The sequence below is a fragment of the Nitrospira calida genome (assembly GCF_976986435.1).
On sequence record NZ_OZ335950.1, the window covers coordinates 945,353 to 968,441 of the forward strand.

Genomic DNA, 23,089 nt, shown 5'->3' on the forward strand with positions numbered 1-23,089 from the left:
GGCCGCGAAGCGAGGACGGAGGGTGGAAGGTGGACTCGAGATCGAGGAGGCGACGGTGAAACGACGGACATGGTGGACTCTGCAAGGGCTGATCGTCGGCGTGACACTGGTCGGTGTCACCGCCGTATTTGCGGAAACCGTCTATGTGCAGGCCAGGACGGCGCAACTCCGCTCCGGCAAGACCTCGCTGGATCAGGTGGTCGCCAATCTGCGTTACGGCGATCCGCTGGAGGTCTTGAAGAAGGAAGGAAGCTGGCTGCAGGTCAAGACCGAAAGCGGCGCACAGGGTTGGATCTATGCCGGCAAGACGAGCAAAACCAAACCGAGCGGCGGCGACAACGGGTTGGCGCAGCTCGGCCGCAGTATGCGCGGGAGCGAGGCATCGGCGGTGACCGCGTCAGCCGGAGCGCGGGGACTGGACAAGGTCTCCGAGGGGTACGCCAATCGCGCGGGGATTTCCCAGAAAGACCGCGACACGGTCGATCGCATGACGGCGTATCAGATTGCGGATCAGGAGGTCGAAGAATTCCTGAAAGAAGGGGGGCTCGGCGAATATGCGAAGTAAGATCTCTACAGTTCTTGAGCTCCTCGCGTTCGTCGCGGCGTTCGGCGGGTGCGCCGAAGTGCAACGGGCGGCTGAAGACGTGGCGCGGCAATCCGGCAATGAGCGGCTGGCCGGGGTGATCCGCGGGACCGGGACCCTCGTCGCCGGGTTGCTCCCAATCGGCTATGAGGAGGAATCCTCTATCGGTCAGGCCATCGCGCTGCAGGTGGTGGCCCGCTATGGAGGAGTCGTCGAGGATCCGGCGCTCACGCGGTACGTCAATCTTGTCGGGCGTGCAGTCGCCAACACCTGCGACCGGCCCGACATTCCCTATCGGTTCGCGATCCTGAATCACGATTCCATCAACGCCTTCGCCGCGCCAGCCGGCTACATCTTTGTTACGAAAGGCTTGCTGAAGCAGATACGGAACGAGGCGGAACTGGCTGCGGTGCTTGGCCACGAGATCGCTCATGTGACCGAGAAGCACATTTTACAGGTGATCCAGCGGAGCAAACAGATCGCCGGCGTGACGGAAGCCGGCCTGGCGTATGCCAACCAGAACCCGGCGGCGTTCAAGAATCTGATCGACGGAGCGGTGAAGAAACTGCTCGACGAAGGACTGGATCAGAGCAAGGAGATCGAGGCAGACCAACTGGGCGACGTGTTCGCGGCCCGCGTGGGCTACGATCCCCTTGCCTATGTGACACTGCTCGTGCGGCTGCGCGACCTCAAGGGGGACGACCGCGCGTTTTTCAAGACCCATCCGAACTTCTCCAGCCGGATCGAAGCGGTCCAAAAAGCCATTCAGGCCGAAGGGCTGAAAACCAACGGGGTCCTGTTGGCGGACCGGTTCGCGAAGTGGAGCAAGCGGATCTGAGGCGGATGGATGTCTGCCGCAGCACTCCCCGCCTTCGCTGTCTGGCTCACCGGCCTGCCGGCGTCGGGCAAGAGCACGATCGCCACGGCGTTGCGTCCGAAGCTGGAGGCGCTGGGATTGCGCGTGGACGTGTTGGAGTCGGATGAGGTCCGGCGCGTGCTTACACCCGAGCCGACTTATTCGCCGGAGGAGCGGGACCTGTTCTATCGCGCGCTGGCCTTCACCGGCGCCCGGCTCGTCGAGCACGGTGTCAGCGTAATCTTCGACGCCACCGCTGCCAAGCGGGCCTATCGAGACCTGGCGCGAAGCCTGATCCCGCGCTTTTTGGAGATCGCCGTCGACTGCCCGTTGGAGGTGTGCATGGCGAGGGATAATAAAGGCACCTACCGCAAGGGGCGGGGCGGGGAGTCCGCGACGGTGCCGGGCCTCCAGGTGCCCTACGAAGAGCCGCTCAAGCCAGACTTGCGCATCGATACGACCACGGCAACGCCGGCTGAAGCGGCTGCGCAGGTGATGACGCTCATCACGCAACGATTCCTGTGAAGGTTGGATTTCTGTTGGAGGCTCAGTCGTTCTCGCTTCTGGCCAGCAGAAGGCGAAGCCGTTCGCGTTGGGCCGGACGAATGCTGAGAAACTCCAAACCGAAGGTCTTCCCCTCGACCCATCGGACCGCTGCCCGTTCGATTTTAAGTTCCCACTGGTGATCCGGGAGAAAAAACTTCACCGTCAGTTCCATCCCCTTTTTCACCGCCGTCAGCGATTCCGCTTTGCATCCCGAGGTGGAGAGGTCCAGGACGCGAGCCTCCCCCGATGGGATATGCTCCGCCGAGAAAAGGAGCCGACAGTGGAAAGTCACGCGTCGCGCTTTCCTGGCCCGCACCCCATCTTCCGCCGTCTCAGTGGATGAAAGCTCAACGCCGCGCGTTCCGCTTTGTCCCCGCTTGTCGCTTCCGGTGATTGCGACCGCAGGAGACGAATCCGTCGCGTTCCGATTCGTCGATGGCCTGTGGCTGCGGGAGGCCGGTTGGGCCAGGCATGTCTCGCACACACCATGGGTGAATTCCAGTTCAGAATGATCCCGAAGGTACTCTTCGATGTGCTGCCAAAAACCTTGCTCGTTTCGCACACCCTTGCAATGGCTGCAGATCGGAATAAGTCCTCGGAGAACCTTTACTTCGTGAAGGGCCCGTTCCAGCTCTTCGGTGCGTCTGATCAGTTGTTGTTCTCTCTCCTTCCGGCATTCCCGTTCCTCTCTCAGAGTGAGTGCGGCACTCACACGGGCGACCAGCTCCACCTCGTTGACCGGCTTGCGGATGAAGTCCGTGGCCCCTGCCGTGAAGGCGTCGCGCAGGTCGCCGGGGTCGCTCTTGACCGTAATCACAATGATAGGGAGATCGTGGAGTTGATGGTGTGCTCTGATCCGCTGGCAGGCCTCCAGCCCGTCCGTGTGCGGCATCATGATGTCCATCAGAACCAAATCGACCGGTGCCGGCGAGGATTCGGAGCCGGCGACCCCCAATGTTCGAAACGCATCGTCCGCGGAGGTGGCGGTGAGCAGCGATCGGTACCCCGCCCTCTCTAGGAGAGAACTGAGCAACTGTAATTCATCCGGCGAATCATCTACGATCAAGATGCTCATGCCGAGATCCTGACGACAACGTTGATGACCGGTCTCAAGGCCGAGCGAACCCCGCAACGGTTTAAGGCAGCATTGGGCAGCCTGCGAGAAGCCCTAGTGGGAGGGTACTACGGGCTTTACCGTTCGTCAACGAAACACCAACACCGGGCAGGGGGCCTGGTGCAACACCGCATGGGATGTACTGCCGAGCACGAAGCGGGCGAGACCGCGGCGGCCGCGGGAGCCCATCAGGATCAAGTCCGGATTCAGCTTCGAGGCTTCGTGCAGGATCATAGGCGCGGGGACGCCGAGCAGCGTCGCACTCCGGGCGTGGTACCCCAACCCGGTCAACTTCCCCGCGACGTTGTCGAGGAACGCCCGTGCGCTCTGCAGGACTTGTTCTTTCATGGCTTCCGTCACGGAGATACCCGCAGGCCACAGAGGTTGGGCGAACGGGAGGACCGTGACGAGCGTCAGGTTAGCCGGCTCGCGAAACGGTTGCTTGGCCAAAAAGCGGATCGCGGCCTCGGCATCGTCGGGCCCCTGCAAGGGCAGCAGGATCTGCTTCATGCCCCGAACGGGGCCGGTGACGATCAGGGTTGCGCAGGAGGCGTGGGTCAGGACGCGATGGGACACGCTGCCGAAGAGTCGTTCTTTGATCGGGCCCAGCCCGCGGGCGCCCATGACGATCAGGTCGGCTCCGGAGTCTTGGGCGACACTGACGATCACTTCGGCCGGCGTGCCGACCTCGATCCGTTTGGTCGCCGGACCGACGTTCATCGGGAGCAATGACACCATCCGGTCCAACAGCCGCTGGCCGTCTTCGCGCATTTCCTTCTCGACAGTCGTGTACAAGTCGCGGGCGACCTCCGGCATCATCATCGGATAAGCCGGCTGCGGAACGTCCAAGGCGTGAAGCAGAATAAGCACCTCGGCTCGGCTGAGATGAGGCAGCGCCCGGAGCGCTTCATAGGAATTATCCGATCCATCCACCGCCAGTACGATCCGCATAGCATCCTCCATTTGTGGTTGTTGGCGATTCGTCAGGGTTATCGGTCGGGTGCACGGAGATCCCAGGAATTAGACGGGGCTCTTCCCGAATCATCGGGAACCAACGGCCATTGACCTTCTATCTGCACAGTATGGCCCAGTCACCGGTCTTGCGCATCCGGCATCCACCTCTACTCATACCTCAGTGCCTCGATCGGGTTTAGGCGCGACGCCTTCTCCGCGGGGTATAGGCCGAAGAAAATGCCGACACCGAGTGAAAATACGAACGCAATCGCCATGGCCGTGGGCGAGATGATGGTGGGCCATCCGGCCACAGTGGTGAGCAATTTGGCTCCGATGATTCCCGTCAGCACCCCGAGGATGCCGCCCGTGGCGCTGAGGATGACCGCTTCGACGAGGAACTGGAGCAGGATGTGCGCCCGTTTGGCGCCGACGGCCATGCGAATGCCGATTTCCCGCGTCCGCTCCGTGACCGAGACAAGCAGAATGTTCATGATGCCGATGCCTCCGACCATCAGCGAAATCGAGGCAATGCTCAACAACATCAGCATCATGGTCCGGCTGGCACCGGCGGTGGCCTTGGCCACGTCTTCCATCGTGCGCACGGTGAAGTCATCTTCTTCCGCGGGGTGCAACCGATGGCGGGCGCGCAACAGTTCCTTAATCTCCAGGACCACGTCGGGCAACAAGGTTCGGTGTGCGGCGGTCACCAGAATGATCCCGACCGTGCCCAGAAACTTGGTGCCCAACACCTTCCGCTCCGCGGTCGAGAACGGTAGGATGACAACGTCGTCCTGATCCTGTCCCATCAGGGTTTGGCCCTTCGGTGCCAGGACGCCGACCACACGCAAGGGCACATTCTTGATCCGAATAGTGGCGCCGATGACCTCCTCGCCGCGCTCGAAGAGATGCTGCGCTGCCGTCTGACCGAGCACCGCCACTTTGGCAGCCGCGTCCTCGTCGGACGGCGTGAAAAACGCACCTTCCGCCACCGGCCATTCCCGGATATCCGCAAAGTCGGCCGTCGTGCCGAGGACCACCGTGTTCCAGTTCTTGTTCTCATGCACCACTTGCAGGACGGCTCGCGTCGCATAGGATACGCCGGAAACCCCGGTGATTTTCCGCTCGATGTCCCGCGCATCCTCGACAGTCAGGGTCGCCGCGCCGCCGGCTCCCGTGCGCACCCCGCTGACCGTGGTCGCTCCGGGAATGATGATCAACATGTTGGTACCGAGGCTGGCGATTTGCGCCTGCACCGACGCGCTGGCGCCCTGCCCGAGGCTCACCATCGCGACGACCGCGCCGACCCCGATGATGATGCCCAGCATGGTCAGGCCGGCCCGCAAAGGGTTGCGGGCAAGCACTCGGAACGCGAGCTCGACGGTGATGAAGAGAAAGTTCATGATAAAGGTATGTGCAAGGCCAGCGAGATTGGCGAAAAGCGCGGGACTTGCCTGTCTCGCCTTTCTGGCGCTATCGAATTCTCGGCCCCATCCCAAATCCGGGAGGAAGTTCCTGCCGAGCTCTTTCCTCCACGGATTCAAGGCCGATGACCACCCGGTCTCCCTCGCCCAGCTCGCCCTCGATGATCTCGGTGAAGGTGCCGTCTGTGAGGCCGGTGCTCACTGGAACGGGATGGAGCCGTCCCTCCGGGTCGACGACCCATACTTGGGATTTCTTCCGATCCGCTGGAGCTCCGGGCAACCGAAAGCGGAGCGCCGTGTTGGGAACGCGGAGCACTCCTTCCTTGTGCGCGGCGACGATTGAGACAGTGGCCGTCATGCCGGGTTTTAATTTGAAGTCCCGATTGTCTACGCCGATGACCACGTCATAGGTGACCACGTTCTGAATGCTGATCGGCGCGTTCCGCACCTGGGTCACCGTGCCTTTGAAGACTTCGTTCGGATACGCGTCCACGCGAAACTCAGCCGCATTCCCTTCCGTCACGCCGCCGATGTCGGACTCGCTGACGTTGGCGTTGACCTGCATCAGGGACAGGTCTTGCGCGATCACAAAGAGCGTCGGCGTCTGGAAGCTGGCCGCCACGGTTTGCCCCACGTCGACGTTGCGTGACACCACGGTGCCGGTGACCGGGGAATAGATCGTGGTGTAGCCGAGATCGAGTTCGGCGGAGGACAACGCGGCCTCTGCCTGGTCCACCTGGGCTTGCGCGACCTCGACCTGGGCTTGTGCGTCCCGATAGTTGGTTTTCGCTAAATCCAATTCGGCTTGCGACACGAACCCTCGTATCCGGAGACGACTGGCGCGGTTCAACTCCAGCGCTCGTTGAGCGAGGGTGGTCTTAGCCCGGGCCAGGTTACCGCGGGCGCTCTTCAACGTGGCTGTCGCTTGTTTCACCCTGGCCCGAAACGGCTTGTCGTCGATCATCGCGATGACCTGCCCTTCGGTGACGACGGAATTGAAGTCGGCAAACAGCTTGGCGATCTTTCCGGAGACCTGGCTGCCGACCTGCACCGAAACCACCGGGTTCACGGTCCCCGTCGCGGTGACGCTCGCGACGATCGGTCCCCGATCGACCGGGACCGTCTTATAGCGGACCAGCGCCGCATCAGGCGAGAGCCACACCCACAGTGCTGCGCCAGCCAGTGCCGTCACTGCGGCGCCAGCTAGCCACAGTCGGAGACGAGGCCCGCGATACGGTTTCCGCTTGACGGAGGGCAGCGACGCGGGAAGGCCGGTCCCGTGGTTTGCCACAATGACTCCCGCACCGTTCGGCATGCCGTCGACCGGGAGCACGCCTCCATTCCCGGCGGGTTCGCGCTGTCGTTCGGGTTGCATGGTCATGATCGGGTTACTGTCTCCGATTTCACCAGCAAGACCGGTGCCCAAACTCAGTTCGACATCGACGGAGAAGGCTTGAGTATTCGCGGAGTACGACGGCCGTTCGGGACGCACGTCGCGCAGAGCCCTCAGTATGTGGAAATTGGCGACAAAGCAGGACCTGCGCACTGCGGCAGGGTGGGACAGGAGAAAAAGTGACGAAGGATGAGCTCCGGGTGTCGAGAGGATGGGCGGAAACAAAGAGAAGTTAGAATGGGCAGGAGGGCAAGTGGCGGAGGAACCAGCGCAAGGCATGGTCGGCCACCTGCTCCAAGGTGCCTGGTTCTTCGAACAAATGCGAGGCTCCGGGAATGATGACCAGATCTTTCGGGCAGGTCAGCAGCCTGAGCGCCTGTTCGTTCATCTCGATTACCGGGGTGTCGTCACTTCCCACGATCAAGAGAGTCGGCGCGATCACGGCTGGCAAATAGCGTTCAGCCAAATCCGGTCTGCCGCCGCGGGAGACGACGGCGCCGACAAAGGAGGGATCGCGCGCGGCGGCCTCAAGCGCCGCGCCGGCGCCGGTGCTCGCGCCGAAATAGCCCAAGCAGAGGGGCCGGGTCTCCGGCCGTTCCGCCAGCCAAGCCTTCGCGAGTAGAAGTCGGTCGGCGAGCAGATCGATGTCGAAGATCTTGCGGCGATCATCCGCTTCGCGTTCCTCGAGCAAATCGAGGAGCAATGTGGCAAGCCCGCCGTTCTGCAACTTGCGGGCGACGAAATTGTTGCGAGGACTGAATCGGCCGCTGCCGCTTCCATGAGCGAAGACCACGACGCCGACGGAACGTGGGGGGACCGCCAGGACGCCTTCCAGCCGGATACCGGGACCGACGAGCGTCACCGGCTGCTCGGTTGGGGTTCGGCTAGGCTGTGGCATCAGGACCTCGGTCTCATGCTGCCGGCGCAGGATCATTGTGGCGACGCGCAAACGAGGTGGCTATGCTTAGTAGATCCTGCGTCACCGTCGTCACCGGCCCGCTGGCCACCCGCTGGCCAGCGCCGGGTCGGCTCCGAGCCAGACATGTGCCAACTGAAAACGGAGGGTATCATCAGATCGGCGGCCGTGGCCATTGCATGAGCCCTGGCGTCGTTCGCCGCGCATCTTTTTCTCTCCCGGCTCGATGGCCACTCGTCTCGGGCCCTGCCTCCTGCCGGTCGTGTCAGTGGCATTCAGTGGGGCAGAGGAAAACGAAGTACACCACGATCGCCACTCCTAACAGAACGGCTCCCACCAGAAGCCATCGGGTTCTGGTCATGCGTCTCTCCTCCCTCCGCCGATGTTTCACTACTTGTTGAGCAAGACAGGTGCCATGACAAAACAGGTTGAGTTCTGAGGGCTGAGTCGAGAGTTAGAAACTCAGAGCTGATCACTTAGCCCTCAGAACTCCATAAGGATGTAGCCTTCCGCTACAGGAACGTGGGTAGGACTGTAGCAAGACTCCCCCCTCTTCGCAGCCTGTAACAGGCAGCGAACGGCTAGTCGCTGAGCCAGAGGGATTTTCCCCTTTGCTATTCGCGAGTTCCTTTTCTCGGTTGGCTCTCCGCCGATGGCACCGGCCTTGCTGACTATTTCCACAGAACCACGAGGACAGCGGGTCAATTTATCTTGCGTCTTGTCGGACAGGAGATGAGAGCGATGGCGGCTGTTCGCTGTTGGCTGTGAGGCTATTCGCTTGTTTGAGCGGAGAAAGGTGGCTATATGGGGGAAAGACTCTTTTCGAAGATCCTGGTGCCGGTGGATTTCTCGCCGTGCTCGGAGGAGGCGTTCCGGTTGGCACTGGCGCTAGCGCGACTGTTTCAGGCGGAAGTGTTGCTGCTGCACGTCATCGATGTCAAAAGCCTGACTGCGTTGAATCGGTTGGGCCTGGCACTTCCATCGGAAGAGAGCGGGCAGAAGAAACGTCTACGGCATCATGCACGGCTGCAGGCCCGTCGGCTATTGCAGTCCGACGAGGCCAAGGGTGTGACGATCCGGCGGTTATTGGCGGAAGGGGTTCCCTTCGCCGAGATCGCCCGGACGGCCCGCATGGAACGGGTGGATTTGGTGGTGATGGGTAGTTATGGAGGCCAAGTCGAGAGCGTGGACAAGATCTTTTTCGGCAGTACGGCCGAGAAAGTGGTGCGGACGGCGGGGTGCCCGGTCCTAACCGTCCCGTTGCCGACGAGACTGCGACCGCGCAGGACGGAGTCTCGTGAAGGAGGAGACCGATGACGCAGGAAAGGCGGCATTCGCGAAGATGGATGAACGGAGTGGTCATCGCCAGCTGCGTCGCGCTCGGGTGTATGGTACCGGTCGGTGCGCAAATCGAGCAGCGTATCGAGGTCACGATCAAGGATTACACCTTTGTCGCGAAACAGGCGCCGCTGCGGCTCGGCGTGCCCACGGTGATCGCGATCCGGAATCAGGACGAGGAACGGCACGACTTCGGGTCACCGATGTTCGAGGGCACCTTGACCAAGGTTGAGAGCGACGGAGTCATTTCCTATGGCAGGGGGCTCGGCGGTGTGTTGCTGGATCCGAAAAAGGGGACCGAGATCCGCTTCACGATCGAACGGCCGGGGCGATACGAATTCAGATGTTCGATCCATCCCACCATGAAAGGCGAATTGTTGTTGCTGAACGTCGAAGCGGTCTGAAGGACAGTCAGGCATGAGTGGTAATGGGAGGTAAAGGGGTAAGGGGTGAGAGGCAACGGAGAACGGATGACACCGCTCATTCAGCGAATTCTCTTGGCCACCGACGGCTCGGCTTATGCGGCTCGCGCCGAAGGTTATGCGTTGTTCTTAGCTTCGACTTGGGGGGCCGGTCTAGACGTGCTGAGCGTGTTGGAATTTCCGCCCGGGATGAATCCCGCGTATCCGATCAACGACGTGTACCTGGGACAGCTCCGGAAGGAGGCCGATCGACATCTCGGCCGGTTGGCGGACCGAGCTTCGCAGATCGGGCTTTCGGTGAGGAAACAAGTCGAGATCGGGATTCCCAGCGAGAAGATCATTGCCGTCGCCCGTGAACATGGCGATGACCTGGTGGTCGTGGGGACGCACGGCCGAACCGGTCTGGAACATGTGCTTCTGGGGAGTACGGCGGAGCGGGTCATTCGCGGCGCGCCTTGTCCCGTGTTGGCGGTTCGCGGGATCAAAGCGGAAGCGGTGGAATCGGCGGCCGCCTCCGTGCCTCTCGCCGTCCGACGCATGCTGGTTCCGATCGATTTTTCCGATTGCTCATTGGACGCGTTGGAGTATGCGGTGCAGGTCGCCAAGCAATTGGACGCGGCCGTCACCATTCTCTATATCATGGAGCCGGTGGCATACGGCTTGGATTTCACCCTCTCTCATCCGTCCGAACTGGAAGCCAAGCGGGCGAGACTCGGCGATCGGCTCCGCGACCTGACCGCGGCGGTGACCGGCTGCGGACTGCAGGCGGACGAAGTTCTGCGGGGAGGGCTGCCGGCGGATTCCATTCTCGACTACGCGCACAGTCAGGCGGTCGATCTGATCGTGATGGGTACGCACGGGCGTCGAGGGATTTCTCATTTAGTGAATGGCAGTGTGACCGAGGCGGTGCTGCGGCGGGCGGATTGCCCGGTCTTGACGGTGCGGAGCCCGAAATTCGCCCCGGATCATCGGCGGGTCATTCGGAAACCAGAACCTGCAGCCAGCAGCGGATAGCTGAAAGCTGTGCGCTCCTAGCTGCTCGCTATCTTCTAGACAGGGAGGAGTGCCATGAACGTCTCGGTCAAGAAAACCGGCGCGGCCAAGGTGATGCCCATACGGACATCGGACGCCTCCGCTCAACAACCCATAGAATTGCCGGACGGCATGTGGGAGCGGATCGCCAAGAAAGCCTACGAACTGTGGGAACAACGGGGTCGGCGCGAGGGGTATGCCCTGCAGGATTGGCTGGAGGCCGAGGCCATCGTGATGGAGGAGATTCATGAAACTCGCGAATGAACAGACGGCCGGTCTATGGGTACGGATGTCCCCGTCGCTGGAAGCGGTCCTGGCGCGCCTCGAGGCCTTGTCGTTAGAGCCGGAATTCGCGGGACAACGCCAGATGGCGTTGGAGCAGGCGCTCAGACCGTACCTGGAAGGCGGTGCGGCCACGCTTCTCGCGCCTTTGCCGCAGGAGGTGGAACTGGCAAATCTCTATCTCTATGCGGACTTTTACCCTGAAGGGCGGTTAAGCCTGATTGAGCAACTCCGGGACACGATTACGGAACATGTGCCCGAGGAAGAGCGGGCCTGGCTGGATCCGTTGAAACATTCCTATATGGATCTCCTGGAAGTGACCCCGACGGAAGAGGACATTTCAAGCGGGACGTGCACGGCACGCTCGATCGGCGACGGGCGGATGTTCAGGATCATCGACGGCGATGTCGTCAAGCGAGTCGAGGCCGGGCAGATCCTGCTGACGCGGCTCATCCGCGAGCCTGGCGATCCCGACACCGATCGTGCGATCATTCCCGGCAGCGCCCTTGTACTGAGCGCGTCCGACGGCCAGAGCCTCTACCAGGTCACCCACGAGCAGCGGTTGGCCATGGAGGCCGCCTCCGGATCGTTCGCGCTCGGTGAATGGGTGGAGTTCGCCAAGCTCTACGGCTATGTCCTGCTGTGGAACTTCGCCCGGTTGCGCGTCGCCGCGCTGTCCGACGCCTTGGCGAGGATCACGTATCGCACACCGACCGGGGAGCCCTATCTGTATGCCGTGGCCCTCTATGAGCATCATGAACCCCGGTGGTTGGCCGAGGGGCTGGCGGCCCTAGAGGGGCTGGAGCCGGAATCCCTTGCGCGGCTCGCGGATGCGCCGGGAACAAGCACACACCCTACGCGAACCTGGATCCAGCGGGAGGGCGGCGCGGTCGTCGCGAGGCTGACGCTCGCGCCCACGCAATTGATGGTGGAATGCGATTCTCGCGAGCGGCTCAATGAGCTTAAGCACCGCCTGGCCGGCACGTTCGGCTATTCGCTGCATTTTAGGGGAGAGACCGAAGGCCCGCCGGCGCGCAAGCTGTCGGTTGAGGATCTGATGAAAGCAGAAGGCCCGTCACTCGTCATCACGGCTGAGGAAGATCGCACATTCCTCGCCTCGTTCCTGGACCGGGTTTATCTCGAATGGGCCGATCAGGAATCGCCGGCGCTCGGCGGGCAAACACCTCGCCGAGCAGCGGCATCCACGACGACGCGCGACAAGGTCGCGGCGCTGATCGACGAGATGGAGCGGCACGACATCGGGCGGCGCCGGACAGGCCGCCCTGCATTCGAGTATAATCGGCTGCGCGCCCATGTCGGGCTGGAAGAGGTCGTGTAATGACTGACACGACAGGACCTCACGGACCGCCCGGACCTTCCTCGCCGCGTCCTCGATTCCTTCCCCTTTCGTTATTTCAGCGACTGATCGACACGTTGCGGAACAAAGGCTATCGGGTGATGGGCCCGACCGTTCGCGACGGCGCCCTCGTCTGGGACGAGATCCGTCACGTCGCGGACTTGCCCAAAGGCTGGCGGGAGACGCAGGAGCCAGGACGGTATCGGCTTGAACAGAGCGGATCCGAGCGGCTGTTCGACGTCGTCCATGGGCCGGAATCGTTGAAGCGGTTCGCCTTCGCCGCTCGGGAGCCGCTCGTGACGATCGAGCGAAAGGCAGGAGGCTTGCTTGCCTCATCGACGTTCCCCAAGCGGGAGTTGGTCGCGATTCTTGGCGCACGAGCCTGTGATCTCGCCGGTCTTGCGGTGCAAGATCGGATTTTTCTGCAAGGGAGTGTCGCTGATCCCTACTATCAGGCCAGGCGTGACTGCCTCTTCTTGGTCGCGGTGAACTGTACACGGGCCGCAAGCATCTGTTTCTGCGCCTCGATGGACACGGGCCCGCAAGCCCGCGGCGGGTACGACGTGGCGCTGACCGAGCTCGACGAAGGGTTCGTGGCGCAAGCCGGAACGCCGGCCGGACTCGAGGTGCTGGAAGAATTGGCGCCGGCGCTGGCGACGCCGGTACAGGTGTCCGCGGTTCAGGAGGGTCTCGATGCGTGCGCGCGGAGCCAGCCCCGCCGTCTCGACGCCTCCCGTCTCCCGCAGGCCTTGTATGAGGCGCACGAGCACGCACGGTGGGACGAAGTGGCTCAACGGTGTCTCGCCTGTACCAACTGCACCATGGTGTGTCCCACTTGCTTCTGCCACAGCGTGACAGATCTTCCGGATCTGGACCGGCGGACCAGCACGCGCGTCCGGCTCTGGGATTCCTGTTTCACGCCGGATCACGGATATATCCATGGGAAGAATGTGCGTCCGACCATCAAAGACCGGTATCGGATGTGGCTCACCCATAAGCTGGCGTCGTGGATCGACCAGTTCGGGGTGTCCGGCTGCGTCGGGTGCGGTCGCTGTATCACCTGGTGCCCAGTCGGGATCGATCTGACTGAGGAACTGGCCTCCTTGATTTCGAGAGACGGTCCCGTCATCCGCCTGGCCGACAGTCCGGCGGGAGACACGATGCGAAACGACGGCTAATGGCGACCGCGATAGCCGAGATCAATCCCTCGTTGATTCACCCGGCAACCATCGTCGACAAGATCCGGGAAACCGAGGACATTTACACTTTTCGCCTGCGGCTCGCCGATCCGGCTCTCCGCCGTTCGTTCCGATTTGCGGCGGGGCAGTTCAATATGGTGTACGCGTTCGGCGTGGGGGAAGTGCCCATTTCCATCGTGTCCGATCCGGATGAGCCCGAGGTGCTAGACCATACCGTGCGTATTGTGGGACGGGTGACCGGCGCCATTGCACGGCACGAGCCCGGCGACAGTCTGGGTATCCGCGGGCCGTTCGGGCAAGGTTGGCCGCTGGAAGAGGCGCGCGGGCGCGATGTGGTCATTATCACCGGCGGCCTGGGTTGCGCGCCGGTGGTCGGCGCGATCGAATACATCTTCCGCCGGCGCGCGGCCTACGGCGCCGTCACCATCGTTCATGGGGTCAAGACACCGCAAGATCTGCTGTATCGGGAACAGTTCGATGCCTGGCGCCGCCGGCCGCATACCACAGTGTTGCTGGCGTGCGACCGTGCGGATAAGAGTTGGCAGTATCACATCGGCGTCGTGACCGAGCTCTTCGACCAAGTTTCGGTCGATCCCGAACGGACCCTTGTTCTGATGTGCGGCCCCGAGATCATGATGCGCCTGGGTGCGCCGATCCTGATTAAAAAGGGTCTCCCGGCCTCGTCGATCCATGTGTCGCTTGAGCGCCATATGGAATGCGGTATCGGGCTCTGCGGCCATTGTCAGATGGGGCCGTTTTTTCTCTGCAAAGACGGACCGGTGTTCCGGTATGATCGCGTCGCGCCATGGCTAGGAAAGACGGGGGTATGAAAAATGAACGCAACGACAGCATCGCGTCCGGTCCGGCCCAAGTTGGCGGTGTTCAAATTCGCCTCGTGTGACGGCTGCCAACTGAGCGTCCTGAACCTGGAGGACGAGTTACTGGCGTTGGGCGAAGCGTTGGACATCGCCTACTTTCCTGAAGCCTCAAGCCGGATGGGGGAAGGGCCCTACGACATCGGTCTGGTCGAAGGGTCCGTCTCCACACCGGAGGATGTGCGCCGGATCGCGCGGATTCGCGAACAATGCCGGACGTTGATCACGATCGGCGCCTGTGCGACCGCCGGCGGGATCCAGGCCCTGCGCAACTGGGCGGAACTGGAGGCCTTCAAGCGGGTCGTCTATCCGAGTCCGGACTACATTGCGAGCCTGTCGACCTCTACGCCCATCGCCGAACACGTGCGCGTGGACCTTGAGCTGTGGGGCTGTCCGATCGACAAAGGCCAATTGCTCTCGGTGCTCACCGACGTTCTGGCCGGGGTTCAGCCTCGTCTGCCGACGCACAGCGTGTGTCTGGAGTGCAAGCGCAGAGGGATCGTCTGCGTCATGGTGGCGAAGGGCGTCCCCTGTCTGGGACCGGTCACGCGCACGGGCTGCGGCGCGATCTGCCCGAGCATGGGTCGGGACTGTTACGGCTGCTTCGGACCGGCCGAAGGCAGGTCCCGAGGACCCGGCCTCCCGCCGAACACGGCGTCCTTGGCGCGGCGGTTTCACGACGGGCTCAAGCTCATTCCCGTCGAGGTTGTACGGCGCTTTCGCGGAATCAACGGCTATGTCCAGCCGTTTCGAAACGAAGGGGAGAGCTGGGCCGCCCGGATCCCGCGAGACTAGGCGCAACAAGCCGGGGCACGGGAAGTGAGAGACTCAAATAGGGACGCGAGAATGGAACAGACATCGGAACACCCGAACGGGGAACGGACGATCCGGGTCGACATGATCGCCCGTGTGGAGGGCGAAGGCGCGTTGCGGGTCACGGTCCGCGACGGGGAAATCGGAGAAGTGCAGCTCCGCCTCTTTGAACCGCCTCGCTTCTTCGAGGCGTTCCTTGTCGGGCGCCGGTACGACGAAGTGCCGGACATTGTTGCCCGGATCTGCGGCATCTGCCCTGTGGCCTACCAGATGAGTGCGGTGCATGCCTTGGAGCAGGCGTTCGGCATGCCCGTAGCGGGAACGCTGCGGGAGTTGCGGCGGCTCCTCTATTGCGGGGAGTGGATTGAAAGCCATGCGTTGCATCTCTTCATGTTGCAGGCGCCGGATTTTCTCGGCTACGAGAGCGCCATTGCCATGGCGAAGAGCCATCCGGAGTTGGTAACCCGCGGGTTGCGGCTGAAGAAAGCCGGCAATCGGCTGATGACGGTCTTGGGTGGCCGGTCGGTCCATCCGGTCTCGGTAAAGGTCGGGGGCTTCTCCCGGGTGCCGCGCCGCGCCGAATTGGCCGATCTCACAGACGAACTGCTGTGGGCGCGGGATGCCGCGATTGAAACGGTCCGCTGGGCGGCCGGGCTCGAGTTTCCGAATTTTTCACAAGACTACACGTTCGTGGCGCTCCAGCCGCCGGATGAGTATCCGTTCAACGAGGGGCCCATTGCCTCGAATCGGGGCCTTGCCGTCCCGGCCGGCCGCTTCGAAGACCACTTTCAGGAAACGCAGGTGCCCTATTCCAATGCGCTGCATTGTACGCTGACCGGCTCCGCCTACCTGGTCGGGCCCTTGGCCCGCTTGGCGTTGAACCATGATCGGTTGTCGCCGCTCGCCAAGCAGGTGTTGGCCGACACGCGGCTGCCCCTTCCACTCCGCAACCCGTTTCACGGAATTGTCGCGCGTGCGGTCGAAATCCTCTATGCCGTCGACGAGGCGCTCCGTTTGATTGAGTGCTATGAGCCTCCGGCCGAACCCGCCGTTCCTGTGACCGTGAGAGCCGGAACCGGCACGGCCTGTACCGAAGCTCCGCGGGGCATCCTGTATCACCGCTACCGAGTGAGCGCGGAAGGCGTGATCCAAGAGGCGAAAATCGTTCCGCCGACGGCGCAAAATCAACGGCGGATCGAGGACGACCTGCGGGCGTTTCTTCCTCATGTGTTACAGCGGGCTGATGAGGAAGCCGCTTTGGAATGCGAAAAAGTCATCCGGTGTTACGACCCGTGCATCTCATGCGCGACGCATTTTCTCAGACTGAGCGTGGAGCGTGAGATCACTGCCGGCGAGACGGGTGGGTAATCCATGAACCCGCCGTCGCGTATTCGGATCATCGGGCTCGGCAACGCGTTTGGAGGAGACGACGCGGTGGGCCTGCTGGCCGCCCGGCGACTCGGCGGGCTTGTGGCGGGACGGGCTGAGGTGGTTGAAGCGGAGATGGCGGGGCTCGAGCTGCTCGAGCTGATGCAAGGGGTGGACGCGGTAATCCTGATCGATGCGGCCAGGACCGGCCAGCCGGCCGGCACTATTCATCGGTTCGATGCCTCGACGACTCCCCTCGCCGCGCCGGTGTTCACGCACTCGACCCACGCGTTGAACGCCGTCGACGCGTTGGAGCTGGCCCGGGTTCTGGGAAGACTGCCGGGGCGGGTGTTGGTCTACGGGATCGAAGTCGAAGAAGTGGGCGCTGGCCGACCGCTCTCCCCGGCGGTGGGAGTGGCCCTGGAACAAGTGGTTCGACAGGTTCTGGCGGAGGTCGAGGCGTAGCGCGATGCATGAACGCGCCCTGTTTGAACAAGTCGTGAAGATGGTGGAGGCGGCAGTGAAGGGTCAGGAACCGGTTGGTCTCCTGACGATCCGGTTGAAGGTGAGCGCGCTGTCTCATCTGCACGACCTCGATCCGTCGTGGATCAAGTCGGCCTTCGCCGAGGCGGCCCGCGGGACGGTCGCAGAAGGGGCGATGATCGAGATGATGAGGGTTCCGGTCCGAACGTGGTGCGGTCGGTGCGGCACGGGCGATGTTTGGCGGGGGGACCCGTTGATCTGCCGATCCTGCGGCTCTCTTACGCTGGAGTTGGAAGAACCGCCGGAAGTGGTCTTACATGAACTCGTCGTTGCTGGATAGTGAAGAAAAGACGCGGGTACGGCTGCTTGTGTCGGGAACCGTTCAAGGGGTGGGGTTTCGCCCCTTTGCCTGTCGCCTGGCTAGACGGTTGGGGCTGAGCGGGTGGGTGGCGAATACGACCGAAGGACTCCTCGTTGAAGTGGAAGGGACGAAGGAGACCGTCGAAGTGTTTGCCGAACGCCTGATTGCCGAAGCACCGGACTTGTCGCGCATCGAACGCGTGGCGCGTCAAAGGGTTCCTGTGACCGGAGAACGGGGATTTCAGATTCGGACGAGTCTCATGGGAGGGCTGCGATATCCGGCCGTGCCGCCCGATCTGGCCATCTGCGCCGACTGCTTGCGCGAATTGATGGATCCGCGAGATCGCCGGTTCCGCTATCCTTTTTTGACGTGCACCCGGTGCGGGCCGCGGTTCAGCATCTTGACCGATCTGCCCTATGACCGTGCACGCACGACGCTGAGTCGGTTCCCGTTGTGCGCCTCCTGCCTGAGGGAGTATCGAGATCCAGCCGACCGGCGTTTCCATGCCGAGGCACTCGCGTGCCCGTCCTGCGGGCCGCGGGTGGTGCTCTGGGACGGCTGCGGGCGCGTTGTGGCGGAGGGCGAAGGCGCGTTGGCCCAGGCCTGTGAGATGGTTGCGGGCGGGTTGGTGTTAGCTGTCAAAGGTCTGGGTGGGTTTCAGCTCTGGGTGGATGCCCGTTCGGAAACGGCTGTCCGGCGATTGCGCGACCGTAAGCGACGGCCGCACAAACCGTTTGCGGTGTTGTTTCCATCGCTCGAGGCGGTGGAGGAGGCGTGTGTCGTCTCGCCCGAGGAATCCGCGCTGCTGACGTCGCCGCAGGCCCCGGTTGTGCTCCTGCGGCGGCGTCCGGCATGCGGGCTGGCCGCGGCGGTAGCTCCCGGCAATGCCTTGGTCGGGGCCATGCTGCCGCACTCGCCCCTCCATGTGCTGTTGGCGACCGGCTTGGGCGCTCCCGCCGTGGCTACAAGCGGAAACCGCTCCGATGAACCGATCGCGATCGAGGAACACGACGCCCTGACTCGCCTGAAGGACATCGCCGATGCGTATCTCGTGCACGACCGGGCCATTACGCGGCCCGTTGATGACTCGGTGGTGCGGATGATGAAAGCCGGACCGGTGATCCTCAGGAGGGCGCGCGGATATGTGCCCTCTTCCATCCTGCTGCCTGAAGAACTTCGGAGGCGGCGGGCCCCGGTGTCGATCCTGGCGGTCGGCGGGCAGATCAAGAACACTGTCGCCCTGGCGGCCGGCGATCAGGTGACGGTGAGCCAGCACCTGGGCGATCTGTCCACGCCGGAGGCCTTCGCGGCATTCCGGCGGGCGATCGACGATCTCATCAGGTTGTGGGATGTGAAGCCCGTGGCTATCGCTTGCGATCTCCATCCGGACTATCGGTCGACACAGTACGCTCAGGAACTGGCGGAGCGGCTTGCCGTTCCCGTGATTCCGGTGCAGCACCACCATGCCCACATCGCTGCCTGTATGGCGGAACACCGCCTCGGTGGCGAGGTGCTGGGAATCGCGTGGGATGGGTCCGGCTATGGGCCGGACGGCACGGTCTGGGGCGGCGAATGGCTCGTTGTCGGGTACCAGTCGTGTCGCCGGTACGCGCGGTGGCGACCCTTCCGGTTGCCCGGCGGCGAAGCAGCTGTGCGCGAGCCTCGGCGTTCGGCGCTGGCCGTGCTGTGGGACGTCTTCAGAGAGGAGGCGGTCAACCTCGTGCAGGGCTTCAAGCGGACCGAACAGGTGCAGGCGGTGGCTTCCTTGTTGCGCCGGCAGGCGCTGTCTCCTGTGACCAGCAGCCTGGGACGGTTCTTCGACGCCGTCGCGTCCATGCTCGGGTTCTGTCAGGTCGCAAGTTTCGAGGGACAGGCTGCGATGGCTGTCGAGCACGCGGCATTGGAAGCGTGGGAGAAAGGGGCCGACGAGACGGGTTATCCTGTAGCCATCGGCGAAGATTCAGCGTACCCTGAAGTCCAAGAGATCGACTGGCGACCGATGATCCAAGCTATTCAAGATGATCTAAAGGCCGGGATTGCGCCTGCCGTGATCGCCGTGCGGGTCCACCTCGCGCTGGCCGATGCGATCGACCAGGTGGCGCGGGCAGTCGGGTTGCCGCGCGTGGTGTTGTCCGGAGGCTGTTTTCAGAATGGGTTGTTGGTTGAGCTGGTCAGGGAACGTCTGACCAAAGCCGGATGTGAGGTCTTCACCCATCGCGAGGTTCCCCCCAACGACGGCGGACTATCGCTAGGCCAAGCGGCGGTGGCGTGTGCGCAGGCAAGGGACGCAAGTTGCGTCGAAGGCTGATCGCGAGGAGCGGTGCAGAATGTGTCTGGCGGTGCCGGGACGGATTGTGAGTGTTGGCGACGACGCGCTCAAAACAGGTAAGGTCTCATTCGGCGGGATGATCAAGGACGTGTCTCTGGCGCTCGTCCCGGAGGCGCGTGTCGGAGACTACGTCATGGTGCATGTCGGGTTTGCGATCAGCACCGTGGATGAAGGCGCCGCGCTCCGGTCGATCGAGCTCTTCAAAGCTATGACGGCTCGGAACCGCAGCGACACCGCGCCGGCAGAGGGCGAAGGCGGAACGACACCGTGAAGTACGTGGACGAATTCCGGGATCGGGGTGCGGCGGAAGCGATGGCGAACGCCATACGCCGCTCGGTCACCCGGCCCTGGACCCTCATGGAGGTCTGTGGCGGGCAGACCCATGCCATCGTCCGGTTCGGCCTGGATGAATTGTTGCCGGAGAAGCTGACGTTGGTGCATGGACCGGGCTGTCCGGTGTGTGTGACGCCCGTGGGGTTGATCGATCAGGCCGTGGCCTTGGCGTCGTGGCCGCATGTGATCTTTTGCACGTTCGGCGATATGCTCCGCGTGCCGGGCTCCCGGCGGAGTCTGTTCGATGCGAAAGCCGCCGGGGGCGACGTGCGCCTGGTCTACTCGCCGCTCGACGCACTGGCGTTGGCGCGATCGCATCCGGATCGAGAGATCGTGTGCTTCGCCGTCGGGTTCGAGACGACCGCCCCGGCCTATGCGATGGCGGTCAAGGAAGCCGCGCGGCTTCGGCTCTCCAATTTCAGCCTGCTCGTCGCGCATGTCTTGGTGCCCCCTGCGATGGAAGCGATCCTTTCGGCTCCGGGCAATCGCGTCCAGGGATTTCTGGCCGCCGGCCACGTGTGCACGGTGATGGGCTATACGCAGTATGAACTATTGGCCGCCCAATACCGAGTGCCGATCGTGGTCACCGGGTTCGAGCCGCTGGATATTCTTGAGGGCATCTTGATGCTGGTGCGGCAACTCGAAGAGGGACGCGCCGAAGTGGAAAATCAATACGTCCGCTCGGTGCGGCGGCAAGGCAATGAGGCGGCCACCGCGCTGCTGGCGGAGGTGTTCGAGCCGTCGCCGCGGGCGTGGCGGGGAATCGGCGAGATCCCGGCGAGCGGTCTTCGCCTGAAACCGGCCTATGCCGCGTACGACGCGGCGTTGAAGTTTCAGCGTGAACTGGCGCAGACCACCGGAAATACCGAAGAGGATCCGGAATGCCGCAGCGGGCTCGTGCTGCAAGGTTTGCTCAAACCGACCGAATGTCCTGCTTTCGGCGTGCGGTGCACGCCTGAGCGCCCGCTGGGCGCCCCGATGGTGTCCAGCGAAGGTGCCTGTGCCGCCTATTACCGGTATCGGAAGCCCGCGATGCATGAGACGTCTGGATCGAGGGAGGACGAGAGGTGAGCCCGACCATGAGCGACGACCACTCTCTTGAACTCTCCTGTCCGCTGCCGACGTTGAGGCAACAGACGATCGCGCTGGCGCACGGCGGCGGTGGACGTCTCATGCAGGAGTTGATCCGGCAAACGTTTCTCCCGGCGTTCGACAACGCCTGGCTGGCTCAGCTCCATGACGGGGCTGTGTTGCCGGTGGACGGGGGACAACTCGCGTTCACCACGGATTCCTATGTGGTTCAACCATTGTTTTTCCCCGGCGGGGACATCGGGAGGCTTGCCGTCTACGGCACGGTCAACGATCTCGCCATGTGCGGCGCCAAACCCCTGTACCTGAGCGCGGGATTTATTCTGGAAGAAGGGCTGCCGCTTGAGACACTCATGCGGGTGGTGACCTCGATGGCCGAGGCCGCACAGGCAGCCGGCGTGGCTGTTGTAACCGGCGATACCAAGGTGGTGGATCGCGGCAAAGGGGACGGCATGTTCATCAATACCGCCGGTGTCGGTCTCGTGCTCCAGGAGGCGGCGGTGGCTCCGCAGCGCGTGCGGTCCGGGGATGCCATTCTGCTCAGTGGCGATCTCGGTCGCCACGGCCTGGCGGTCTTGAGCGTGCGGGAGGGGCTGGCCTTCGCCGGCGACATTCGAAGCGATTCCGCTCCGGTCCATACCGTAGTCGAGGATCTCCTCTCGAGCGGGATCGAAGTGCATTGCCTGCGGGACCTCACCCGAGGCGGCCTGGCCAGTGCGCTCAACGAGATCGCCGCGGCTGCTCGGGTCGCGATGGCGGTCGATGAAAGAGCGATTCCGGTGAGCGAACCCGTGCGCGGCGCCTGTGAACTGTTGGGGCTTGATCCTCTGTATGTCGCCAACGAAGGCCGGTTTGTTGCCTTCGTTCCGGAGTCGGAGGCGTACAAGGCGCTGACCATCATGCGCCGGCACGAGGTCTCGCAGGGGGCCGCAATCATCGGCCGCGTGATGGATTCAGAAGAACGAGCCGTGGTCTTGATGACCGTGCTCGGCACCAAGCGGTTCCTCGATCTCTTGTCCGGCGAGCAATTGCCGAGGATCTGCTGACGATGATTTACACCATCACCCTGAACCCCGCGCTGGACCATTTCCTCGACGTCGAAGAGCTGCGGATAGGCGAGACCAACCGCGCTACGGGAGAATGCGTCTATGCGGGAGGAAAAGGGATCGACGTGTCGCGCGCCATCCGGCGTCTGGGCGGCGACAGCATCGCCCTGGGGTTTATCGGCGGGCATAACGGGCGGCTCATGGTCGATCTGCTCAAACGCGAGGGCGTGACCTGTTACTTCACGCCGATCGCGCAGGAAACCCGCCGCAACGTCATCGTCTGCGCGAAGCGGCGCGGGACGCAGACCATGGTCAATGCCAAGGGTCCTCTCGTCGCGCCGCAGGAATGGCGCGCGTTTCTCACGCATCTCGGTTTGTTGGACCTGCGCGGGGCCTATGTCGTGTTGGGCGGCAGTCTGCCCCGCGGAGTCCCGCGGGATGCCTACCGGCAGATCATCGCGCTTGTTCAACGGCAGGGTGCCAAAGCCGTGCTGGACGCCGACGGTCCCTGTTTCAAGGCCGGTCTTAAGGCCCGACCGTTCGCCATCAAACCCAACTTGAATGAGCTGCGTCGGCTGACCGGACGGCCGTTACGGACCGAAGGGGCGGTATGGGATGCGGCGCGGGCGCTGAATCGGGCGGGGGTGCGGATCGTGCTGGTTTCGCAAGGACGTCGTGGGTTGCTGGCGGCCAGCGGTGCCGAGCGATACCGGGCCGTGCCTCCAGCCGTGACGGTTCGCAGCACGGTCGGTGCCGGGGATTCGACCGTGGCGGGCTTTGTGTTCAAGCACGCAGGCGGCAAAGACTTGGAGGAATGCGTCCGTTTCGCCACGGCTGCCGGCACAGCGGCCACCCTCGCCCCGGGCAACCAACTGTGCCGGCTGAAGGATGTGCAGCGGCTGCTGCCGCGGACCAAAATTCAAGTGCTGGACGGAAGACGAGGGGCGAGAGGCTTATGCTGACTGAGAAAGGATGGTGA

At 63.1% G+C, this 23,089-nt stretch carries 24 protein-coding genes; 19 read left to right on the forward strand and 5 right to left on the reverse strand.

Annotated features, from left to right (window positions below):
* Positions 1 to 55 precede the first annotated feature (55 nt).
* The 3 genes from ACWHTU_RS04750 to ACWHTU_RS04760 are packed head-to-tail and all read left to right on the forward strand — an operon-like array spanning position 56 to position 1,964.
* Positions 56 to 565, forward strand: a complete 510-nt coding sequence (locus ACWHTU_RS04750) for an SH3 domain-containing protein (RefSeq protein ID WP_447862076.1) — start codon at positions 56 to 58, stop codon at positions 563 to 565.
* Positions 555 to 1,421 (forward strand): M48 family metalloprotease, encoded by an 867-nt coding sequence (locus ACWHTU_RS04755; RefSeq protein ID WP_447862077.1) that lies wholly within the window; start codon positions 555 to 557, stop codon positions 1,419 to 1,421. Before ACWHTU_RS04750 ends, ACWHTU_RS04755 begins: the two co-directional genes overlap by 11 nt.
* Positions 1,422 to 1,430: 9 nt before the next feature.
* On the forward strand, positions 1,431 to 1,964 hold the full coding sequence (locus ACWHTU_RS04760; RefSeq protein WP_447862079.1) for an adenylyl-sulfate kinase: 534 nt from the start codon (positions 1,431 to 1,433) through the stop codon (positions 1,962 to 1,964).
* A gap of 22 nt (positions 1,965 to 1,986) precedes the next feature.
* Here the strand turns inward: ACWHTU_RS04760 and ACWHTU_RS04765 are convergent, their stop codons facing one another.
* The 5 genes from ACWHTU_RS04765 to ACWHTU_RS04785 form a co-directional block, all read right to left on the reverse strand.
* Positions 1,987 to 3,060, reverse strand: a complete 1,074-nt coding sequence (locus ACWHTU_RS04765; protein WP_447862080.1) for a response regulator — start codon at positions 3,058 to 3,060, stop codon at positions 1,987 to 1,989.
* Positions 3,061 to 3,186: 126 nt separating this feature from the next.
* On the reverse strand, positions 3,187 to 4,050 hold the full coding sequence (locus tag ACWHTU_RS04770; RefSeq protein WP_447862082.1) for a universal stress protein: 864 nt from the start codon (positions 4,048 to 4,050) through the stop codon (positions 3,187 to 3,189).
* A 170-nt stretch (positions 4,051 to 4,220) separates the two neighbouring features.
* Positions 4,221 to 5,453, reverse strand: a complete 1,233-nt coding sequence (locus tag ACWHTU_RS04775; RefSeq protein ID WP_447862084.1) for an ABC transporter permease — start codon at positions 5,451 to 5,453, stop codon at positions 4,221 to 4,223.
* Positions 5,454 to 5,523: 70 nt separating this feature from the next.
* Entirely contained in the window at positions 5,524 to 6,855 is a 1,332-nt protein-coding gene (locus ACWHTU_RS04780; RefSeq protein WP_447862085.1) for an efflux RND transporter periplasmic adaptor subunit, read from the reverse strand.
* 244 nt (positions 6,856 to 7,099) lie between these two features.
* Entirely contained in the window at positions 7,100 to 7,765 is a 666-nt protein-coding gene (locus ACWHTU_RS04785) for a dienelactone hydrolase family protein (RefSeq protein ID WP_447862087.1), read from the reverse strand.
* A gap of 822 nt (positions 7,766 to 8,587) precedes the next feature.
* On the opposite strand from ACWHTU_RS04785, the gene ACWHTU_RS04790 reads away from it, so the two are divergent.
* The 16 genes from ACWHTU_RS04790 (at position 8,588) to pfkB (ending at position 23,072) form a co-directional block, all read left to right on the forward strand.
* Positions 8,588 to 9,100: a universal stress protein gene (locus tag ACWHTU_RS04790; RefSeq protein ID WP_447862089.1), complete on the forward strand. Its 513-nt coding sequence runs from the start codon at positions 8,588 to 8,590 to the stop codon at positions 9,098 to 9,100.
* A complete protein-coding gene (locus tag ACWHTU_RS04795; RefSeq protein ID WP_447862091.1) occupies positions 9,097 to 9,525 on the forward strand; it encodes a cupredoxin domain-containing protein in 429 nt (142 codons plus the stop codon). The genes ACWHTU_RS04790 and ACWHTU_RS04795 overlap by 4 nt, the downstream gene beginning before the upstream one ends.
* A 66-nt stretch (positions 9,526 to 9,591) precedes the next feature.
* Positions 9,592 to 10,557 carry a universal stress protein gene (locus ACWHTU_RS04800; RefSeq protein ID WP_447862092.1) on the forward strand — a complete coding sequence of 322 codons (966 nt, stop codon included), beginning with the start codon at positions 9,592 to 9,594 and terminating at the stop codon, positions 10,555 to 10,557.
* A gap of 54 nt (positions 10,558 to 10,611) precedes the next feature.
* The gene (locus ACWHTU_RS04805) at positions 10,612 to 10,839 is read left to right on the forward strand and encodes a DUF2934 domain-containing protein (protein WP_447862094.1); all 228 of its coding nucleotides are present in this window, start codon (positions 10,612 to 10,614) and stop codon (positions 10,837 to 10,839) included.
* Positions 10,823 to 12,196 carry a hypothetical protein gene (locus tag ACWHTU_RS04810; RefSeq protein ID WP_447862095.1) on the forward strand — a complete coding sequence of 458 codons (1,374 nt, stop codon included), beginning with the start codon at positions 10,823 to 10,825 and terminating at the stop codon, positions 12,194 to 12,196. The genes ACWHTU_RS04805 and ACWHTU_RS04810 overlap by 17 nt, the downstream gene beginning before the upstream one ends.
* Positions 12,196 to 13,392 carry a 4Fe-4S dicluster domain-containing protein gene (locus ACWHTU_RS04815; protein WP_447862097.1) on the forward strand — a complete coding sequence of 399 codons (1,197 nt, stop codon included), beginning with the start codon at positions 12,196 to 12,198 and terminating at the stop codon, positions 13,390 to 13,392. The genes ACWHTU_RS04810 and ACWHTU_RS04815 overlap by 1 nt, the downstream gene beginning before the upstream one ends.
* On the forward strand, positions 13,392 to 14,243 hold the full coding sequence (locus ACWHTU_RS04820; RefSeq protein WP_447862099.1) for an FAD/NAD(P)-binding protein: 852 nt from the start codon (positions 13,392 to 13,394) through the stop codon (positions 14,241 to 14,243). Before ACWHTU_RS04815 ends, ACWHTU_RS04820 begins: the two co-directional genes overlap by 1 nt.
* Positions 14,244 to 14,246: 3 nt before the next feature.
* A complete protein-coding gene (locus ACWHTU_RS04825; protein ID WP_447862100.1) occupies positions 14,247 to 15,083 on the forward strand; it encodes an NADH-quinone oxidoreductase subunit B family protein in 837 nt (278 codons plus the stop codon).
* Between the two features lie 51 nt (positions 15,084 to 15,134).
* On the forward strand, positions 15,135 to 16,469 hold the full coding sequence (locus tag ACWHTU_RS04830; RefSeq protein WP_447862102.1) for a Ni/Fe hydrogenase subunit alpha: 1,335 nt from the start codon (positions 15,135 to 15,137) through the stop codon (positions 16,467 to 16,469).
* Positions 16,470 to 16,472: 3 nt separating this feature from the next.
* Positions 16,473 to 16,934, forward strand: a complete 462-nt coding sequence (locus ACWHTU_RS04835; RefSeq protein WP_447862103.1) for a hydrogenase maturation protease — start codon at positions 16,473 to 16,475, stop codon at positions 16,932 to 16,934.
* Positions 16,935 to 16,938: 4 nt separating this feature from the next.
* Positions 16,939 to 17,292, forward strand: a complete 354-nt coding sequence (locus tag ACWHTU_RS04840; RefSeq protein WP_447862105.1) for a hydrogenase maturation nickel metallochaperone HypA/HybF — start codon at positions 16,939 to 16,941, stop codon at positions 17,290 to 17,292.
* Entirely contained in the window at positions 17,270 to 19,621 is a 2,352-nt protein-coding gene (hypF, locus tag ACWHTU_RS04845; RefSeq protein ID WP_447862107.1) for a carbamoyltransferase HypF, read from the forward strand. Before ACWHTU_RS04840 ends, hypF begins: the two co-directional genes overlap by 23 nt.
* 19 nt (positions 19,622 to 19,640) lie before the next feature.
* Positions 19,641 to 19,913 (forward strand): HypC/HybG/HupF family hydrogenase formation chaperone, encoded by a 273-nt coding sequence (locus tag ACWHTU_RS04850; RefSeq protein WP_447862108.1) that lies wholly within the window; start codon positions 19,641 to 19,643, stop codon positions 19,911 to 19,913.
* Positions 19,910 to 21,046: a hydrogenase formation protein HypD gene (gene hypD, locus ACWHTU_RS04855; RefSeq protein WP_447862110.1), complete on the forward strand. Its 1,137-nt coding sequence runs from the start codon at positions 19,910 to 19,912 to the stop codon at positions 21,044 to 21,046. The genes ACWHTU_RS04850 and hypD overlap by 4 nt, the downstream gene beginning before the upstream one ends.
* A gap of 8 nt (positions 21,047 to 21,054) precedes the next feature.
* Positions 21,055 to 22,110 carry a hydrogenase expression/formation protein HypE gene (gene hypE / locus ACWHTU_RS04860; protein ID WP_447862111.1) on the forward strand — a complete coding sequence of 352 codons (1,056 nt, stop codon included), beginning with the start codon at positions 21,055 to 21,057 and terminating at the stop codon, positions 22,108 to 22,110.
* A gap of 2 nt (positions 22,111 to 22,112) precedes the next feature.
* Positions 22,113 to 23,072, forward strand: coding sequence for a 1-phosphofructokinase (gene pfkB / locus ACWHTU_RS04865; RefSeq protein WP_447862113.1), 960 nt, complete (start codon positions 22,113 to 22,115; stop codon positions 23,070 to 23,072).
* The last annotated feature ends 17 nt before the right edge of the window (positions 23,073 to 23,089 follow it).

What these genes read in the sequence shown, in the direction of transcription:
- ACWHTU_RS04755 (WP_447862077.1), top strand. Translation starts at nt 555, where the DNA reads ATGCGAAGTAAGATCTCTACAGTTCTTGAGCTCCTCGCGTTCGTCGCG.
- ACWHTU_RS04760 (WP_447862079.1), top strand. Translation starts at nt 1,431, where the DNA reads ATGTCTGCCGCAGCACTCCCCGCCTTCGCTGTCTGGCTCACCGGCCTG.
- ACWHTU_RS04765 (WP_447862080.1), bottom strand. Translation starts at nt 3,060, where the DNA reads ATGAGCATCTTGATCGTAGATGATTCGCCGGATGAATTACAGTTGCTC.
- ACWHTU_RS04770 (WP_447862082.1), bottom strand. Translation starts at nt 4,050, where the DNA reads ATGCGGATCGTACTGGCGGTGGATGGATCGGATAATTCCTATGAAGCG.
- ACWHTU_RS04775 (WP_447862084.1), bottom strand. Translation starts at nt 5,453, where the DNA reads ATGAACTTTCTCTTCATCACCGTCGAGCTCGCGTTCCGAGTGCTTGCC.
- ACWHTU_RS04780 (WP_447862085.1), bottom strand. Translation starts at nt 6,855, where the DNA reads ATGACCATGCAACCCGAACGACAGCGCGAACCCGCCGGGAATGGAGGC.
- ACWHTU_RS04785 (WP_447862087.1), bottom strand. Translation starts at nt 7,765, where the DNA reads ATGCCACAGCCTAGCCGAACCCCAACCGAGCAGCCGGTGACGCTCGTC.
- ACWHTU_RS04790 (WP_447862089.1), top strand. Translation starts at nt 8,588, where the DNA reads ATGGGGGAAAGACTCTTTTCGAAGATCCTGGTGCCGGTGGATTTCTCG.
- ACWHTU_RS04795 (WP_447862091.1), top strand. Translation starts at nt 9,097, where the DNA reads ATGACGCAGGAAAGGCGGCATTCGCGAAGATGGATGAACGGAGTGGTC.
- ACWHTU_RS04800 (WP_447862092.1), top strand. Translation starts at nt 9,592, where the DNA reads ATGACACCGCTCATTCAGCGAATTCTCTTGGCCACCGACGGCTCGGCT.
- ACWHTU_RS04805 (WP_447862094.1), top strand. Translation starts at nt 10,612, where the DNA reads ATGAACGTCTCGGTCAAGAAAACCGGCGCGGCCAAGGTGATGCCCATA.
- ACWHTU_RS04810 (WP_447862095.1), top strand. Translation starts at nt 10,823, where the DNA reads ATGAAACTCGCGAATGAACAGACGGCCGGTCTATGGGTACGGATGTCC.
- ACWHTU_RS04815 (WP_447862097.1), top strand. Translation starts at nt 12,196, where the DNA reads ATGACTGACACGACAGGACCTCACGGACCGCCCGGACCTTCCTCGCCG.
- ACWHTU_RS04820 (WP_447862099.1), top strand. Translation starts at nt 13,392, where the DNA reads ATGGCGACCGCGATAGCCGAGATCAATCCCTCGTTGATTCACCCGGCA.
- ACWHTU_RS04825 (WP_447862100.1), top strand. Translation starts at nt 14,247, where the DNA reads ATGAACGCAACGACAGCATCGCGTCCGGTCCGGCCCAAGTTGGCGGTG.
- ACWHTU_RS04830 (WP_447862102.1), top strand. Translation starts at nt 15,135, where the DNA reads ATGGAACAGACATCGGAACACCCGAACGGGGAACGGACGATCCGGGTC.
- ACWHTU_RS04835 (WP_447862103.1), top strand. Translation starts at nt 16,473, where the DNA reads ATGAACCCGCCGTCGCGTATTCGGATCATCGGGCTCGGCAACGCGTTT.
- ACWHTU_RS04840 (WP_447862105.1), top strand. Translation starts at nt 16,939, where the DNA reads ATGCATGAACGCGCCCTGTTTGAACAAGTCGTGAAGATGGTGGAGGCG.
- hypF (WP_447862107.1), top strand. Translation starts at nt 17,270, where the DNA reads ATGAACTCGTCGTTGCTGGATAGTGAAGAAAAGACGCGGGTACGGCTG.
- ACWHTU_RS04850 (WP_447862108.1), top strand. Translation starts at nt 19,641, where the DNA reads ATGTGTCTGGCGGTGCCGGGACGGATTGTGAGTGTTGGCGACGACGCG.
- hypE (WP_447862111.1), top strand. Translation starts at nt 21,055, where the DNA reads ATGAGCGACGACCACTCTCTTGAACTCTCCTGTCCGCTGCCGACGTTG.
- pfkB (WP_447862113.1), top strand. Translation starts at nt 22,113, where the DNA reads ATGATTTACACCATCACCCTGAACCCCGCGCTGGACCATTTCCTCGAC.